This is a genomic window from Bradyrhizobium sp. OAE829 (genome assembly GCF_040546575.1).
Taxonomy (GTDB): Bacteria; Pseudomonadota; Alphaproteobacteria; order Rhizobiales; family Xanthobacteraceae; genus Bradyrhizobium.
Genome location: NZ_JBEPOE010000001.1, coordinates 6,354,434 through 6,369,283 on the forward strand (window position 1 = coordinate 6,354,434; position 14,850 = coordinate 6,369,283).

The 14,850-nt window shown below is 63.9% G+C and carries 17 protein-coding genes; 10 read left to right on the top strand and 7 right to left on the bottom strand.

What is annotated here, in order from left to right; translation table 11 throughout:
- The first annotated feature begins 15 nt into the window (after nt 1–15).
- Complete coding sequence (locus ABIE49_RS30615) at nt 16–636, top strand: glutathione S-transferase family protein (RefSeq protein WP_192738579.1); 621 nt, start codon at nt 16–18, stop codon at nt 634–636.
- A gap of 137 nt (nt 637–773) precedes the next feature.
- Here ABIE49_RS30615 and ABIE49_RS30620 read toward each other — a convergent pair whose 3' ends face one another.
- On the bottom strand, nt 774–1,697 hold the full coding sequence (locus tag ABIE49_RS30620; protein WP_192738614.1) for a LysR family transcriptional regulator: 924 nt from the start codon (nt 1,695–1,697) through the stop codon (nt 774–776).
- 90 nt (nt 1,698–1,787) lie between these two features.
- Between ABIE49_RS30620 and ABIE49_RS30625 the strand changes: the two genes are divergently transcribed.
- The 3 genes from ABIE49_RS30625 to ABIE49_RS30635 are packed head-to-tail and all read left to right on the top strand — an operon-like array spanning nt 1,788 to nt 2,865.
- Complete coding sequence (locus tag ABIE49_RS30625; protein ID WP_192738580.1) at nt 1,788–2,222, top strand: nuclear transport factor 2 family protein; 435 nt, start codon at nt 1,788–1,790, stop codon at nt 2,220–2,222.
- Between the two features lie 40 nt (nt 2,223–2,262).
- Nucleotides 2,263–2,448 carry a DUF1127 domain-containing protein gene (locus ABIE49_RS30630; RefSeq protein WP_192738581.1) on the top strand — a complete coding sequence of 62 codons (186 nt, stop codon included), beginning with the start codon at nt 2,263–2,265 and terminating at the stop codon, nt 2,446–2,448.
- A 15-nt stretch (nt 2,449–2,463) separates the two neighbouring features.
- Nucleotides 2,464–2,865 carry a RidA family protein gene (locus tag ABIE49_RS30635; RefSeq protein WP_192738582.1) on the top strand — a complete coding sequence of 134 codons (402 nt, stop codon included), beginning with the start codon at nt 2,464–2,466 and terminating at the stop codon, nt 2,863–2,865.
- Nucleotides 2,866–3,136: 271 nt separating this feature from the next.
- Here ABIE49_RS30635 and ABIE49_RS30640 read toward each other — a convergent pair whose 3' ends face one another.
- The 3 genes from ABIE49_RS30640 to ABIE49_RS30650 all read right to left on the bottom strand — a co-directional run bounded on the left by ABIE49_RS30640 (nt 3,137) and on the right by ABIE49_RS30650 (nt 5,649).
- Nucleotides 3,137–3,829, bottom strand: a complete 693-nt coding sequence (locus ABIE49_RS30640; RefSeq protein ID WP_192738583.1) for a glutathione S-transferase family protein — start codon at nt 3,827–3,829, stop codon at nt 3,137–3,139.
- Between the two features lie 180 nt (nt 3,830–4,009).
- Nucleotides 4,010–4,309 (bottom strand): hypothetical protein, encoded by a 300-nt coding sequence (locus tag ABIE49_RS30645; protein WP_354067080.1) that lies wholly within the window; start codon nt 4,307–4,309, stop codon nt 4,010–4,012.
- Nucleotides 4,310–4,515: 206 nt separating this feature from the next.
- Nucleotides 4,516–5,649, bottom strand: coding sequence for a site-specific DNA-methyltransferase (locus ABIE49_RS30650; RefSeq protein ID WP_192738585.1), 1,134 nt, complete (start codon nt 5,647–5,649; stop codon nt 4,516–4,518).
- A gap of 379 nt (nt 5,650–6,028) precedes the next feature.
- Between ABIE49_RS30650 and ypfJ the strand changes: the two genes are divergently transcribed.
- Nucleotides 6,029–6,964, top strand: a complete 936-nt coding sequence (gene ypfJ, locus ABIE49_RS30655; protein WP_192738586.1) for a KPN_02809 family neutral zinc metallopeptidase — start codon at nt 6,029–6,031, stop codon at nt 6,962–6,964.
- A gap of 161 nt (nt 6,965–7,125) precedes the next feature.
- Complete coding sequence (gene moaB, locus ABIE49_RS30660; protein WP_192738587.1) at nt 7,126–7,689, top strand: molybdenum cofactor biosynthesis protein B; 564 nt, start codon at nt 7,126–7,128, stop codon at nt 7,687–7,689.
- A gap of 263 nt (nt 7,690–7,952) precedes the next feature.
- Here moaB and ABIE49_RS30665 read toward each other — a convergent pair whose 3' ends face one another.
- Both ABIE49_RS30665 and ABIE49_RS30670 read right to left on the bottom strand, forming a co-directional pair.
- Nucleotides 7,953–8,882: a bifunctional helix-turn-helix transcriptional regulator/GNAT family N-acetyltransferase gene (locus ABIE49_RS30665; protein WP_192738588.1), complete on the bottom strand. Its 930-nt coding sequence runs from the start codon at nt 8,880–8,882 to the stop codon at nt 7,953–7,955.
- Between the two features lie 118 nt (nt 8,883–9,000).
- Nucleotides 9,001–9,573 carry a glycosyltransferase gene (locus tag ABIE49_RS30670; RefSeq protein WP_192738589.1) on the bottom strand — a complete coding sequence of 191 codons (573 nt, stop codon included), beginning with the start codon at nt 9,571–9,573 and terminating at the stop codon, nt 9,001–9,003.
- A gap of 156 nt (nt 9,574–9,729) precedes the next feature.
- Between ABIE49_RS30670 and ABIE49_RS30675 the strand changes: the two genes are divergently transcribed.
- From ABIE49_RS30675 to ABIE49_RS30690, 4 genes are all read left to right on the top strand, one after another.
- Nucleotides 9,730–10,890, top strand: coding sequence for a PA0069 family radical SAM protein (locus ABIE49_RS30675; RefSeq protein WP_192738590.1), 1,161 nt, complete (start codon nt 9,730–9,732; stop codon nt 10,888–10,890).
- Nucleotides 10,891–11,035: 145 nt separating this feature from the next.
- Complete coding sequence (locus ABIE49_RS30680; protein ID WP_192738591.1) at nt 11,036–11,491, top strand: VOC family protein; 456 nt, start codon at nt 11,036–11,038, stop codon at nt 11,489–11,491.
- 83 nt (nt 11,492–11,574) lie between these two features.
- Nucleotides 11,575–12,354: a ribonuclease HII gene (rnhB, locus tag ABIE49_RS30685; RefSeq protein ID WP_192738592.1), complete on the top strand. Its 780-nt coding sequence runs from the start codon at nt 11,575–11,577 to the stop codon at nt 12,352–12,354.
- Nucleotides 12,355–12,501: 147 nt separating this feature from the next.
- Nucleotides 12,502–14,010: a glycosyltransferase family 39 protein gene (locus ABIE49_RS30690; protein WP_192738593.1), complete on the top strand. Its 1,509-nt coding sequence runs from the start codon at nt 12,502–12,504 to the stop codon at nt 14,008–14,010.
- A 2-nt stretch (nt 14,011–14,012) separates the two neighbouring features.
- Here the strand turns inward: ABIE49_RS30690 and ABIE49_RS30695 are convergent, their stop codons facing one another.
- Nucleotides 14,013–14,840 (bottom strand): uracil-DNA glycosylase, encoded by an 828-nt coding sequence (locus ABIE49_RS30695; protein ID WP_192738615.1) that lies wholly within the window; start codon nt 14,838–14,840, stop codon nt 14,013–14,015.
- Between the last annotated feature and the right edge of the window lie 10 nt (nt 14,841–14,850).

Sequence of the window (14,850 nt, forward strand, 5' to 3'; positions counted from 1 at the left end):
CCCGTGAGGACCAACATGCTCAAGCTCTATTTTGCTCCCGGCACCTGCGCGCTCGCCACCCACATCGCGCTGGCGGAAGCCGGCGCCGACTACACCGCCGAGCGGATCGACTTCAAGACCAACCAGCAGCAAAGTCCGGAATATTTGGCGATCAATCCGAAAGGCCGCGTGCCGGCGCTGGTCACCGATCGCGGCGTCCTGACCGAGAACGTGGCGATGCTGGCCTACATCGCGCAGAGTTTTCCAAAGGCGAAGTTGGCGCCGCTCGATGATCCCTTTGCGTTCGCGCAGGTGCAGGCCATCAACAGCTATTTGTCTTCGACGGTACACGTGGCGCATTCCCATAAGGGACGTGGCTACCGTTGGGCCACGGAAGAATCCTCCTTTGCGGACATGAAGAAGACGCTTCCGAAAAGCATGGGCGCGGTCTTTGCGCTGCTCGAGCAGAAGATGCTCAAGGGCCCATGGATGATGGGCGAGACCTACACGATCTGCGACCCCTATCTGTTCACGCTGACGGGATGGCTGGAAGGCGACGGCGTCGACATCGCGACGCTGCCGAAGGTCGCCGACCATTTCAAGCGCATGAAGGACCGGCCCGCCGTGCAGAAGGCGCTGGCAGAAGAGAAGATGTAGTTTCCTGTCGTCCCGGGCTTGACCCGGGACCCATACGCCGCGGCCTATCGGTTGATGTGCCGGCGTTAGATACCTTCCAAAATAATCGGGGCCGCGGCGTATGGGTCCCGGCTCAAGGCCGGGACGACGACTAAAAACTACGCCACTTTCCGCTTCTCCCGCTCCATCTCGCGGCCGATGCCGAGCATGATGTTGCGCAGCCAGATCGAGCCGGGATCCATCTGGGCGCGGGTCGGGTAGAACATGAACTGCTCGTCGGTTCCGGGATCGAACGGTGGCGCGATGGCTGCGAGCGACAATTGCTTCGACAAAGCGCCGATCAGGCGGCGCGGCACGAAGGCGACCAGATCCGTGCGCGCGGTGACGTGCAGCGCCTCGATATAGCCGGGCACGACCAGCGCGATCTTGCGTTCGATGCCCTTGGGTCGCAGCCAGACGTCGATCAGATCCTCGCTCTGGCCACGGATGACAACGGCGACATGCCGAGCATTCAGGAATCCCTCGCGCTTCTTCAGTTTGGCGGCGGCGGGATGGCCGCGCCGCACCGCCAGCGCATCGCTGTCGGTATAGAGACGCTGGCGGTGAAAGCCGCGGAAGCCGTCACCGATCGAGATCACGAGATCGAGGGTGCGGGCGAATTCGGCGGTCATGATCGCCGAACTCCGCCACGGCACCACGTCGATGCGGACGTTCGGCGCAGCCTTCGTGATCTTCTCCATCAGCGGCGGCATCAAGAGTTCGACCGCGAGGTCCGGCATCATCAGGCGAAACTGCCGCTCGCTGCGCGCGGCGTCGAAATCGTCCGATATGAACAGGGAGCGCACCTGGTCGAGCGCCTGCGCCAGCGGGCCGCGCAACGCCAGCGCGCGCGGCGTCAGCTCCATGCGGGCGCCGTTGCGCACCAGCAGGGGATCGCCGATCAGGTCGCGCAGCCGCTGCAGCGCGTGGCTGGTGGCGGGCTGCGACAACCCGATCCGCATCGCGGCCCGGCTGACATTGCCTTCCCTTAGCAGCGCGTCGAGCGCGACCAGTAGATTAAGGTCAAGCGAATTCAAATTCATCAGGTGAATATATATCATATTCTCTATCGATTGGAAGAATGCGGTCCTGCGCGCGATGATCTGAAACATCAGATCACAGGAGAAGCCGCCATGAGCGCCGCCGACAACAAGAAGTTAATGGAGACAATTTTCGCCGGCGTTGCCGACGGTGACCGCACCATGTACGTCGATGCGCTGGCCGATGACGTCACCATGACCGTCACCGGACAGTATTCCTGGTCGCAGACCTTTCACGGCAAGGAATCGGTGCTTCGCGATCTCTACGGCTATGTCGCCTCGTTGTTGAAGCATCGCCGCACCGTTCCGTTTCGGCTCATCGCTGATGATGAATGGGTCGCGGTGGAGGCGCGGGGCGACATGGTGACCCACGCCGGTGAGCGCTACGACAATCATTATTGCCTGATCTACCGGATCGAGAACGGCAAGATTCGCGAAATCCGCGAATACAATGATTCAAGCTTGTGCGAGCGGGTTTTGGGCCCGTTTCCCAAGGAAAACTTGAAGGCGCAGACGGTTGCGGGCTGAAGCGTTGAGCAGCGTTTGCGCTGGCAAGCAGCGCCAGCAGGTGCGAACACGCTCCCGTTCGACGCGCGCGGTCATCGCGGCTATCATCGCTCTCGTCCGGGTCTGGCGGGAGCGCCGCCGTTCCCGGCGTCAACTCTCTGTCATGAGCGCGCGCGAACTAGAGGATATCGGACTCTGCCGGCCCGAGCTGGGCTGCGAGATCGGCAAGCCGTTCTGGCGGAAATAATATAGGGAGATCGATATGATCAAGGAAATCTTCAGCCCGGCGACGCTGCCGCCGCCGACGGGCTATTCGCACGTCGCCAAGGTCAACAAGGGCACGCTGGTTTATGTGGCGGGTCAGGTTTCGGCCGACGCATCCGGCAAGATGGTCGGCGAAGGCAATTTCGAGGCGCAGGTCGAGCAGGTGTTCAAGAACCTCAAACTCGCGCTGGACGCGGCCGGCGCCACCATGGCCGACATCGTCAAGCTGAACACCTATCTCGTCGCCGAGGTCAGCCAGGACGACCTGCCGAAAATGCGGGCGATACGCGACCGCTACCTGAACAAGGAAAAGCCGCCTGCGAGCACGCTCGTGGTGGTCAGCCGCCTGGCGCGGCCGGGCTGGCTGATCGAAATCGAGGTGGTGGCGGCGATTGATTAGAGGCGCATTGAAATTAGGTCAAATAGCAACCGCGAAGAAGCTGCGCTCCCTCTCCCGCGCTTGCGGGGGAGGGGCGGGGTGGGGGCTCTCTCCGCGATACGACTCGCGGAGAGAGCCCCCACCCGGATCGCATCTTCAATGCGATCCGACCTCCCCCGCAAGCGGGAGAGGTGCAGCGAGACTGCCGCCAGATCGATCCAACAAGCTTCATCACGCTCTGGAAATGAAAACGGCGCCCGAAGGGGCGCCGTTCTTTTGGAGGTCGGGACGCTTACGCCGCCTTGGTAGAGAGGTGCTTGAACATGTTGCCGCGCGCCTCGTCGTCCATCTCGGCCTTGAAGGTGAACTTGTCTTTCAGCGCGATCGCCTTGGCCGCCGCGGGACGCGCCGATATCTCGTCGACCAGCCGCTTGACGTTGGCGTATTTCGCGACGGCTTCGTCGTTCATCACGAAGGCGGCCATCCGCGCCCAGCCCCACAGCGCCATGTCTGCAACGGTGTAGGTGTCGCCGACCATATACTTCTTGCCCGCGAGGTGATCGTTCAGCACGGCGTAGTGGCGCTGCGCCTCGAACTGGTAGCGGTTATGGGCATAGTCGTGGTTCTGGTCCTTCGGCGCAAAGTGCTTGAAGTGCACCGCCTGGCCCGAATAGGGCCCGATGCCGGTCGCGACGAACATCAGCCATGAGAGCAGCTGCGCGCGGTTCTGCGGCGTGTTCGATGGCAGGAATTTGCCGGTTTTCTCGGCGAGGTAGAGCAGGATGGCGTTGCTGTCGAACACGAGCACGCCGTCGTCGTCGATCGCCGGCACCTTGGCGTTGGGATTGATCTTCAAGAATTCCGGCTTGAACTGATCGCCCTTGCGGGTGTCGACCGCGACCGGCTCGAATGGCTGACCCAATTCCTCGAGGAAGAGCGCGACTTTGGTCGGGTTGGGCGAGCCGTTGAAATAAAATTTGAGCATTTTTGGAAAACTCCCTTTGCTTCTTGCCTGCCAGCACTGTGAACCGGGCGCGGGTGATCCTACCGCAGCGCGGCATGTCCTTGCTCAAATTTTCGGAAGGAGCGCAACCGACGAGTCCGTGAGGCAGGGCGCGGCGCGGCAAAGATGCCCACCGCGCCGCTCAGCTTAGGTAGGAGCCGATCAGCCGAGGTAGAAAAAACCCAGCAGCCCGACCACGATCAATCCCGCACCCGCCAGGTCGATGATGGTGGCGAAGCGAATGGCCGAGTGCAGGTTCGACGCCTGAATCATCCGCTCCGACCGGCGCGCATAGCCGTGGACGATGATCTGCTGGTTGAAATCGCTGTTCGCTTCCAGCCGCTCGGTCAGGCCGACGCAGATCAGGAGCACGCCGAGGATGACGAAGCCGGCAAAGCCCAGCAAGGTGAACAGCAGGATCGGGGGCACGCCGATCAGGAAGATCGGCAGCAGCGGCAACACGAGTAATGAATCGGATTGGGAGCGCATCGGACGGCTCGCTGCGGCCGCAAATGACGGCCTGTATGGGTTAAGCAAGCAACAAATATAGCTACGAATCACGGCAAAACAGGGGGCGGCAGACTGCGAAAATCACAGGGCTGCCATCTCGCTTGTTGCGGTGCCATGGCCATGCGGAAGGCAGGATGAAAAAAGCCGCAGCGGCGGCGTCAGCCCGCCGCCATCCCGGAGCGGATCTCGGCGCGCAGCTCGTCGATCAGCCGCAGGCCCTTCTTGGTCTCGACGTGCCAGAAGGTCCAGCCGTTGCAGGCGCCGGAGCCCTGCGCCACCGCGCCGATGCGGTGGATCGAGCCGACCTTGTCGCCGAGCATGATGGCGCCGTCGGCGCGGACCAAAGCGCCGTGGCGCTTCTTGGAATCGACCAGTTTGGTGCCGGGCGAGATCATGCCGCGCTCGATCAGTTCGGAGAACGCCACGCGGGGTGCGTCGCGCGCGGTCATGAAGGGCGCCAGCGTCGCCTCGGGCAGCGGTTCGATCGCCGCGATGCGGGCTTCGGCCGCGCTCGCATAGGTCTTGTCGCGCTCGAAGCCGATGTAGCGGCGGCCGAGACGTTTTGCCACGGCGCCTGTCGTGCCGGTGCCGTTGAAGGGATCGATCACGAGATCGCCGGGCTTCGACGACGACAGCAGCACGCGCGCCAGGAGGCCCTCGGGCTTCTGGGTCGGATGTACTTTCTTGCCGTCGTCGCCCTTGAGGCGCTCGTCGCCGGTGCAAAGCGGAATCAGCCAGTCGGAACGCGCCTGCACGTCCTCGTTGGCGGCCTTCAGGGCTTCATAGTTGAAGGTGTAACCCTTGGCTTTCTCGTCCCGCGCCGCCCAGATCATGGTCTCGTGCGCATTGGTGAAGCGGCGGCCGCGGAAATTCGGCATCGGATTGGTCTTGCGCCAGACGATGTCGTTGAGAACCCAGAAGCCGAGGTCCTGCATGATCGAGCCGACGCGGAAGATATTGTGGTAGGAGCCGATCACCCAGAGCGTTGCCGACGGCTTCATGATGCGGCGGCAGGCGAGCAGCCAGGCGCGGGTGAAATCGTCATAGGCGGCAAAGGATGAAAACTTGTCCCAGTCGTTGTTGACGGCATCGACATGCGATTCGTCGGGACGCTTGAGATCGCCCTTGAGCTGCAGATTGTACGGCGGATCTGCGAACACCAGATCGACGGAGCCTGCCGGAAGCTTCGACATCTCGGCGACGCAATCGCCTACGACGATACGAACACTCTCTTCGGACTCGAATTTAGTGCGGGGCGCCCTTGCAGACGCCCCGCGACGCGACTCTACCATGACTCAATTACTCTGACTCAGGCGACGCTGTCGGCGACGCGGGACTAAACAACCGACTGGCGATACATTGACCGGGCAAAGTAAAAATCGACTTAATCAGTATTGCTGCTCGGACAGATTTGCCGGGGCTGATTAGCGTTTAAGCGCACTAAAGCGATTTGCAGCGAGGCCTGTCCCGCACTTGATGCGGGACGGATGCCGGTTCGCGTCAGGAAAACGCGTCAAATCAAGAATCTGGCGCCCCGTTCCGATTCAATCGGAATGGAAACGGCGCTAGGCAATAATTGCCGGGCGGGTTATTGATTAATGGAATGGAAATTTTACGTCTGTGCCGCGTTGGGTATCCAAGGGCAATCCGCCGGGATGAGGAATTTGCGCCATGCGTTACGATGACTTCCGCCGCAGCGACTCTATCGACGACCGTCGCGATGACAGCGGTGGTGGTGGTGGCGGCGGCTTCGGCATTCCGATGGGCGGCGGTGGCGGGCTCGGCATCGGCACCATCATCGTGCTTGGCCTTCTCGGCTATGCCTTCGGCATCGACCCGCGCATCCTGATCGGCGGCGCGGAAATTCTCACCGGCGGCAGCCAGCAGGCGCCGACCTACCAGACCGAGCGCAAGTCGGGCCCGGCCACCACAGGCGCGCCCAAGGACGAGATGGGCAGCATGATCGCCGGCGTGCTCGGCGAGATCGACGATCGCTGGAACGAGATCTTCCAGGCCAGTGGGCAAACCTACAAGGGGCCGCGCATCGTGCTGTTCCGCAACGCCACCAATGGCGGGCGCTGCGGCATGGCGCAGTCGGCGATGGGGCCGTTCTACTGCCCGCCGGACAGGCAGATATTCCTCGACACCCAGTTCTTCCGCGACGTCGAGACGAAGTTTCGCGGCTGTTCGGGCAGCTCCTGCAAATTCACCACCGCCTATATCATCGCGCATGAGGCCGGCCATCACATCCAGAACCTGCTCGGCATCCTGCCGCGCGTGCAGCGGATGCAGGAGCAGGCCGGCAGCAAGGCGGAAGCCAACGCGCTGCAGGTCAAGGTCGAGTTGCAGGCGGATTGCCTGTCCGGCGTCTGGGTCAACCGCGAGGAAAAGAAACGTCCGGGCTTCGTCGAACCCGGCGATATCGAAGCCGCGCTGACTACGGCCACCGCGATCGGCGACGACACGCTGCAGCGCAAGGCGACGGGCAGGGTGGTGCCTGATTCATTCACCCACGGCTCCGCCGCCCAGCGCAAGCAATGGTTCATGACCGGCTACAAGCAGGGCACTGTGCAGTCCTGCAATACGTTTGCCGCGGGGGCGATGTAGAACGCGGTAGCTCGACAAGGATTGGCGTCATGGCAGGGCGTAGGCGAGTGAAGCGACGCCGTCCTTCACGGCTATGCCCGGCCATCCACGTCTTTGCTTTTTGAGAGACTTTAAGACGTGGATGCCCGGCACAAGGCCGGGCATGACGAGAAGAAGAAATCATGTCCTCCATCGACGAAACCAAGCAATTCGTACCGCTGAATATCGCCGTGCTGACGATCTCGGACACGCGCGCGCTTGCCGATGACAAGTCGGGGGCGACGCTGGCGGACCGGCTGGTCGCCGCCGGCCATCACCTCGCGGCGCGCGAGATCATCGTCGACGACGTCGATGCGATCCGCGTCATCATCCGAAGATGGATCGCCGATCCCGGTGTCGATGCCATCATCACGACAGGCGGCACCGGTTTTACCGGCCGCGACGTCACGCCGGAGGCGGTCGAGCCGCTGTTCGAAAAGCGGATGGACGGTTTCTCCACCGCCTTCCACATGCTGAGCTACGCCAAGATCGGCGCCTCGACGGTGCAGAGCCGCGCCACCGCCGGGGTCGCGGGCGCGACCTTCATCTTCTGCCTGCCGGGCTCGCCCGGCGCCTGCCGCGACGGCTGGGACGGCATCCTCGCCGCCCAGCTCGATTACCGCACCCGCCCGTGCAATTTCGTCGAGATAATGCCGCGGCTCGACGAACATCTGCGCCGCCCGAAGGCCAAGGGGGCGTCGGTCTGAGTTGTCATTCCGGGGCGATGCGCAGCATCGAACCTCAGGTGCGCAATTGCGCACAGGGGAATCTCGAGATTCCGGGTTCGCGCTTCGCGCGCCCCGGAATGACGAAGGAGAGAATTATCGCCGCCCAACGGCCTTCGTCAGCAGCGCCCACAACCCCCGCCACATCTCCCGGAACGCTTCATCGCGGAGCTGCTTTGCTCTCGCCTTGTAAAAATCGAGCAGGTCCGGCGTGACGCGCCGCGGCGTGTCGCGACGCCCCGGCTTCACAGCTCGCGTTCCCAGGTCTCGCCAACAAGGCTCTGGCCAAAACTTCGATGCGGCTCGGTCGCGACCAGCTTGAAGCCGGCGTCCTGATAGATCTTGCGCGCGGCGACCAGGATGCTCTGGGTCCACAGCGTCATCCTGCGATAGCCGGTCGCCCGCGCGAAGGCGACGCATTCGGCGACCAGCCGCTGGCCCAATCGCTGGCCGCGTCCGGCCGGATCGACCAGCAGCAGGCGCAGCTTGGCAACGTCGTCGCTGTGCTTGACCACAAACACCGAGCCGACCTGGACGCCATCAAGCTCGGCAATCCAGCAACGCTCGCGCGAGGCGTCGAACGAGGTCAGGAATTTCGCCGCGATCTCCGCCACCAGCGCTTCGAACGAGGAGTCAAAGCCATATTCGCTGGCGTAGAACGCGCCGTGGCTCTGCACTACCCAGCCCATGTCGCCGGGGCGGTGGGTGCGCAGGATCGCTGGCGCCGCCGCCGCGCCTGATATGCCGAGCAGCCGCTCGATCTCGGCCATCGCGCCGACGAGCTTTTGGCTGCCGCCGCGCGGCAACGCGGCCAGCATGGCGCCGATGTCGTCCTGCATGCTGCGTTCGAGCTTGGCGAAGGTCTGGCGTCCCTTGGCCGTCAGGGCGAGCTGGAATTGCCGCCGGTCCGCCGGCAGCGGCTTGCGGGTGATCAAGCCATTCTCGTCGAAGTTCTGCACGATCCGGCTGAGATAGCCGGCGTCGAGCCCGAGTTCAGCGCCGATCTCCTTGGCCGAGAGGTCTTCGCGGTAGGCGAGCTCGTACAGCACCCGCGCCTCGCTGAGCGAGAACGGGCTCTTCATCAGTTGCTGGTCGAGCACGCCGAGCTTGCGGGTGTAGAAGCGGTTGAAGGCGCGGACCGCCGCGACTGCTTCATCGGAATTGCTTTGGGACATGGCGTACCTCGATACTTGCCATTGTCAGATAAATATTTGACTTTGGCAAGTATATTCCGGTGCCCATTCTATCTTTGCATGGGGTTGTTTTCGCGATTTTGTGTCTGGGCTCGGGGGCTTAGGCCACCACCATGACCCGGCTGCGCAGCATCGTGCGGGAGCGCCGGCCGAGCTGGCGCAGCAGGCGGGCTTCGGAACCGCGGACGTCCGGCCGGTAGCCGCCGAGCCGGTCGTAATGATCGTGCGCGATGAGCAGGCCCTGTTCCGCCGAGGGTCCCGTGACCATGCGGGCGATGAATTTGAGGCCATCGCGCAAGCCGGCATCGGCGTAAGGCGAGCGGGCATAGCGGAAGATTCCAGCGCGAGGCCTGCCGCTGCTCGATACGCTCTGGATGAATTGCGCGGTCTCTTCGATCCAGCCCGAGTCGAGCACGGCGCCGGCGTGCAGGAACATCAGCCATGGCGAGCGCGCTTGGCGGGCGCCGGCGGCGAGCGCCGCAGCGCGGGTTCCCTCGAAGGCCATGAAGCGGCAGCCGGCTACGTCGGCGACCCGCTCGATCACGCTGCTTGCGGAACGGTCGACCAGCACCACTTCGCGGATCAAACCGGCAGCGGCGCCCGGCACCAGCGCCGCCAGGGTGGCGACGGCGGGCTGTTCGACGCCTTCAGTGGGGATGATCACGCTCAGCATAATGAGGCTTCGTTGGCTCAAACGGTGAAAAACGCCGTTTGTTATCACCTTGTCACATTCAAAACATCCGTTGGCATGCGGATTTTTGCGGCACCTCTCGTGTGGATTTGTCGTTGCTGTTCTTGCTTTGTTCTAAAGACGTGTTACGTTCCAAGCATGAGCCGAGCATCCTCTCATGCCCTCAAGCACCCGCCGGTCACGGCGCCCTCCGAACCGGCGGGTGCTACTCCTTTTCCTGAGCTCGAGGTCGCGATCGAGCGCGAGCGGCGGCGCGGCCGCGGCGCCCAGTCCAACGACAGCGGCCGCTTCGAGGCCGAGGCGCGCGTCGCCTTCGACGACGGTTGGCAGAGCCTCGAAGACCTGCCGCCGTTCAAGACCACGGTCGGGCTCGACACCTCGCGCAAGGTCATCACGCGCAACGACTCGCCCGATATCGGCTTCGACCGCTCGATCAACCCCTATCGCGGCTGCGAGCATGGCTGCGTCTACTGCTTCGCGCGGCCGACCCACGCCTATCTCGGGCTGTCGCCCGGACTTGATTTTGAAACCCAGCTGCTCGCCAAACCCGATGCGCCGGAGTTGCTGGAAAAGGAACTGGCGGCGGCGGGCTACGAACCGCGCATGATCGCGATCGGCACCAATACCGATCCCTATCAACCGATCGAGCGCAAATACAAGATCATGCGCGGCATTCTCGAAGTGCTGGAGCGTGCCGGCCATCCGGTCGGCATCGTCACCAAATCGGCGCTGGTGACGCGCGACATCGACATCCTCCAGCGGATGGCAAAACGCAATCTGGTCAAGGTCGCCCTGTCAGTGACGACGCTCGACCCGAAACTCGCGCGCACCATGGAGCCGCGGGCCTCGACACCGCCGAAGCGGCTGGAGGCGATAAGGCAACTGGCTGAGGCCGGCATTCCGGCAACAGTCATGGTCGCGCCCGTGATCCCCGCGCTGAACGATTCCGAGATCGAGCGCATCCTCGATGCCGCGGCGCATGCCGGCGCGAAAGAGGCGAGTTATGTGCTGCTGCGGCTGCCGCTGGAAGTGCGCGATCTCTTCCGCGAATGGCTGATGGCGAATTATCCCGACCGTTATCGCCACGTCTTCACTTTGATCCGCGACATGCGCGGCGGCCGCGACTACGACTCGCAATGGGGAACCCGGATGAAGGGAACCGGGCCGATGGCCTGGATGATCGGACGCCGCTTCGAAATCGCCTGCGAGAAGCTTGGACTGAACAAGCGGCGCCTGAAACTGACCACCGACCATTTCGTCAAGCCGAAGCGAAACGGACAGCAGTTGAGTTTGTTCTAACACAACGGGGAATCTTTCCGCCGTCATTGCGAGCGCAGCGAAGCAATCCATGCATCCGCGCAAGAAGCATGGATAGCTTCGTCGCGTTGCTCCCTTGCGCAAACGCTCCGCGTTTGTCGCAGGCAATGACGAATGTGGAGGCAGCATGAGCAAGAAAATGACAGCCCCAATCCCACGCCTCACCGTCATCACGCTCGGCGTAACCAACATGCGCGCCAGCATCACCTTTTATGAAGCGCTGGGTTTTGCGCGAAGAGTTCGCTCGACCGGCGAGGCGGTCGCCTTCTTCGACACCGGCGGCCCGGTGATCGCCCTGTTTTCGTGGGATCAGCTCGCAGAGGACGCGACGCTGCCGGACCAACCGCGGCCCAAAGCCTTCCGCGGCGTGACGCTGGCGTGGAATTGCGCCTCACGCGAGGAAGTCGATACCGTGCTGGATTTCGCCATCGCAAAGGGCGCCTCGCTGCTCAAGGCCGCGCATGAGACGGCGTATGGCGGCTACTCCGGATATTTCGCCGATCCCGACAATCATCCCTGGGAAGTCGTGGTCGCCCCCGGCATCGAGGTCGGAGAGGACCGGCGGGTGCATTTGGCGGATTAGGGCTTGGCCTGTCGTGACTGAATAGCGGGAATTGCCTCCGGTTCCCGGTTGCGCGCTGGCGCGTGCTTGCCCACCATCCCCGCATGATTCGGGATAAGTCGTCCAAGAAACTAGCGGCCAAACCAGCGGCCAAGCCGGTCGCCAAAAAGGCAAAACTGCCGAACGGCGTGATCGCGGTGGCGCCGCCGAGCTTTCGCCGCGAGCGCGCGCTGATCAAGCGCGGCGTCTGGCCGATCGCCGGTTGCGACGAGGCCGGACGGGGTCCGCTGGCGGGCCCCGTGGTGGCCGCTGCCGTGATTCTCGATCCCAAACGAATTCCCAAAGGCATCGACGATTCAAAGCGGCTGACGGCGGAGCGCCGTGAGGAACTGTTCGAAGAGATTTGCGCAACCTCGTCGTTTGCGGTCGCCTTTGCCTCGCCGGCGCGTATCGATCGCGACAATATCCTGCGCGCCTCGCTGTGGGCGCTGACGCGCGCCGTGCGGGGCTTACCGGAAATCCCCAAACATGTGTTCGTCGACGGCCGCGACCGGATCGAGGCGCCATGCGACTGCGACGCCGTGATCGGCGGCGATGGCATCGTGATGTCGATTGCGGCTGCTTCGATCATCGCCAAGGTGACGCGCGACCGCCTGATGTGCGCGCTGGCGCTGGATTGCCCGGGCTACGGGTTCGAGACCCACAAGGGCTACGCCGTGCCGGAACATCGCGAGGCACTGGACCGGTTAGGACCCAGCGTCCACCACCGCCGTTTCTTCGCGCCCGTCATCGCCGCGCGCGAAAAGCATCAGCCCGGCACCGTCGAGCCTGATCTGTTCACGGTCGAAACGCAGATCGACGCGGATGTCTCGGCGGCTCTCTAGCGCACCTTGCATTGACGCGTTTCCTGACGCGAGCCGCTATCCACCTCGCTTGAGAACGCGATAGTTGCCTCGGCGGCTGGCGCGCTCTATCAAATGGTCTCGAATAGGCCGGACCCACGGGATCGGCTGGGGCATTTCGGACGTTTCATGCGTTTCACCTCCCTGGTTGTCGAACTGATCCGCGCCCGGCCGCGGCTGGTGGTCTGGCTCGTGGTGCTGCTGCAGGCGGCAATGTGGCTGATCCTGCCGATGCTGCTCTATCGCAGCCCACCCGGCGATATCGCCACGGTTCTGGCATTCGGCAGGGAATATCAGGTCGGAACCTGGTTCGGCCCCCCGCTGGCGTTCTGGCTCGCCGACATCGCCTTCCGCGCGGCCGGCAATCATGTGTTCGGGGTCTATCTGCTCGCGCAGATCTGCGCGGTCGTCACTTTCTGGGGCTTCTATCAGCTCGCGCGCGCCATTGTCGGCGGTCAGCAGGCGGTGCTCGCGGTGCTCCTGAGCATGACGGTGGTGGCCTTCAGCTCGCCCGGCGTCGAGTTCGGCCCGCTGGTGCTGGCGCGGCCGCTGTGGGCGCTGCTGTTGCTGCATTCCTGGCGATTGATCGGCCAGAACCGGCGCAGCGCCTGGTTCGCCTGGTCGATCGAAGCGGGCCTGCTGCTGCTGACGACGCCGGCTGCGCTCGGGCTGTTGCTGCTGGTCGCCGGATTTGCCGTCGCCACCGCGCGCGGACGGCGCACCTTGATGTCGCTCGATCCGCTGTATGCGCTGCTGGTGATCGTGGTACTTGTGCTGCCCTATCTGATCTGGGTCGTTCGCGCCGACGTGCTGGCGATGCCGCCTTTGCCTGCCATCGATGATCTGTCGGGCAGGGCGATGCACTGGGGCGGACTGCTCGGCGGCCTGTTGCTGGCGACGGCCGGCATCGTGCTGCTGGTGATCCTCAACTCCGGCGCGTTTGTCCGCAAGGCCGAGGACGCGCCGATCATCTATCGGCCGCAGGTCGATCCGCTGGCGCGCCAATTCGTCTACACGTTCGCGATCGCTCCGGCGCTGTTTGGCAGCCTGATTGCGGGCGTATTCAATCTCGAGCGCGTTACCGGCGGCGCCGGCGTTGCCTTGCTGATGTCGGGGCTGGCCGTGATCGTGGCGACCGGCGATCTCGTGTATTTGCGGCGCCAGCGGCTGCTCCGCACGGTCTGGGCCGGGGCGGTCGCAGCCCCGGCTTTCGTGGCCATCGCGGCCACGCTGTTCCTGCCCTGGACCAGCGGCGCCGAAGTGCCGACCTCGCTGCCGGCGCGGACGATCGCGCATTTCTTCGGCGACAGTTTTGAGCGGCGCACCAACCAGCGGCTGCGCGCGGTGGCCGGCGATCCGCAGCTCGCGAGCTTCGTCGCGATGGATAAAGGCCGGCCGCATCTGTTGCTCGACGCAACGCCGGAACGCACGCCGTGGCTTTCGCTCGCGAAGTTCAATGAAACCGGCGGCGTCGTGGTCTGGCGCGCATCGGACACGTCAGGCGCGCCGCCTCCCGAGATCGCACTGCGTTTTCCGGGCCTGGTGCCGGAAGTGCCGCGCGCGTTCGAATGGATGGTCAATGGCAGGCAGCCGCTGCTGCGCGTCGGCTGGGCCATCGTGCGGCCGAAAGCGCCGTAGGTTCAGGTCGCGGAAACCTTCTCCAATTCCTTCGCGATGGCGCGCAGATCCAGCCACGACATCCGCTTGTAGGGAGGCGAGCGCAACAGATACGCTGGGTGGAACGTCGCCATGGCGCGGATGGTGCGGGTGCCGGTGTCGTAATCGAACCATTTGCCACGGATCTTCATGATGCCCTCGCGCGTCGACAGCAACGCCTGCGTCGAGGGATTGCCGAGCGTCACCAGCACGTCCGGATTGACCAGTTCGATCTGCCGCTGAATGAACGGCAGGCAGATTTGCGTCTCCTGCGGCGTCGGCGTGCGATTGCCGGGCGGCCGCCATGGGATCACGTTGGCGATATAAGCCTTGCTGCGGTCGAGGCCGATCGCCGCGATCATGCGGTCGAGCAATTTGCCGGATCGGCCGACGAACGGCAGTCCCTCGATATCCTCGTCACGTCCGGGGGCTTCGCCGACGAACATGATTCGCGCCTGCGGATTGCCGTCGCAGAACACCAGCCGTGTCGCGGTGTGCTTGAGCGCGCAGCCGTCGAAATTCTCCAGAAGCGCGCGCAGCGCCTCCAGTGACGGCGCGGTTCGGGCCGCTTCCCGCGCCGAGGCGATCGCGGCTTCCGGCGCCGGCGCTATTTCGCTGCGCGAAACAGCCGGCGCCGCCGCGGGCATTTCCCGCACCAGTCTTTGCGGCGGGGTTTCGCGCGGCGCGGCGATGGTAGCGCTGTCGGGCTCGGCAAGCCGGTCGATCGGGTCATCGGCCAACGCGCAATCGACCCCGGCCTCGAGATAAAAGGCCAGCAATTGCTGAACGGTAGGGGAGGGTTCGGGCGCGATGGACATCGCT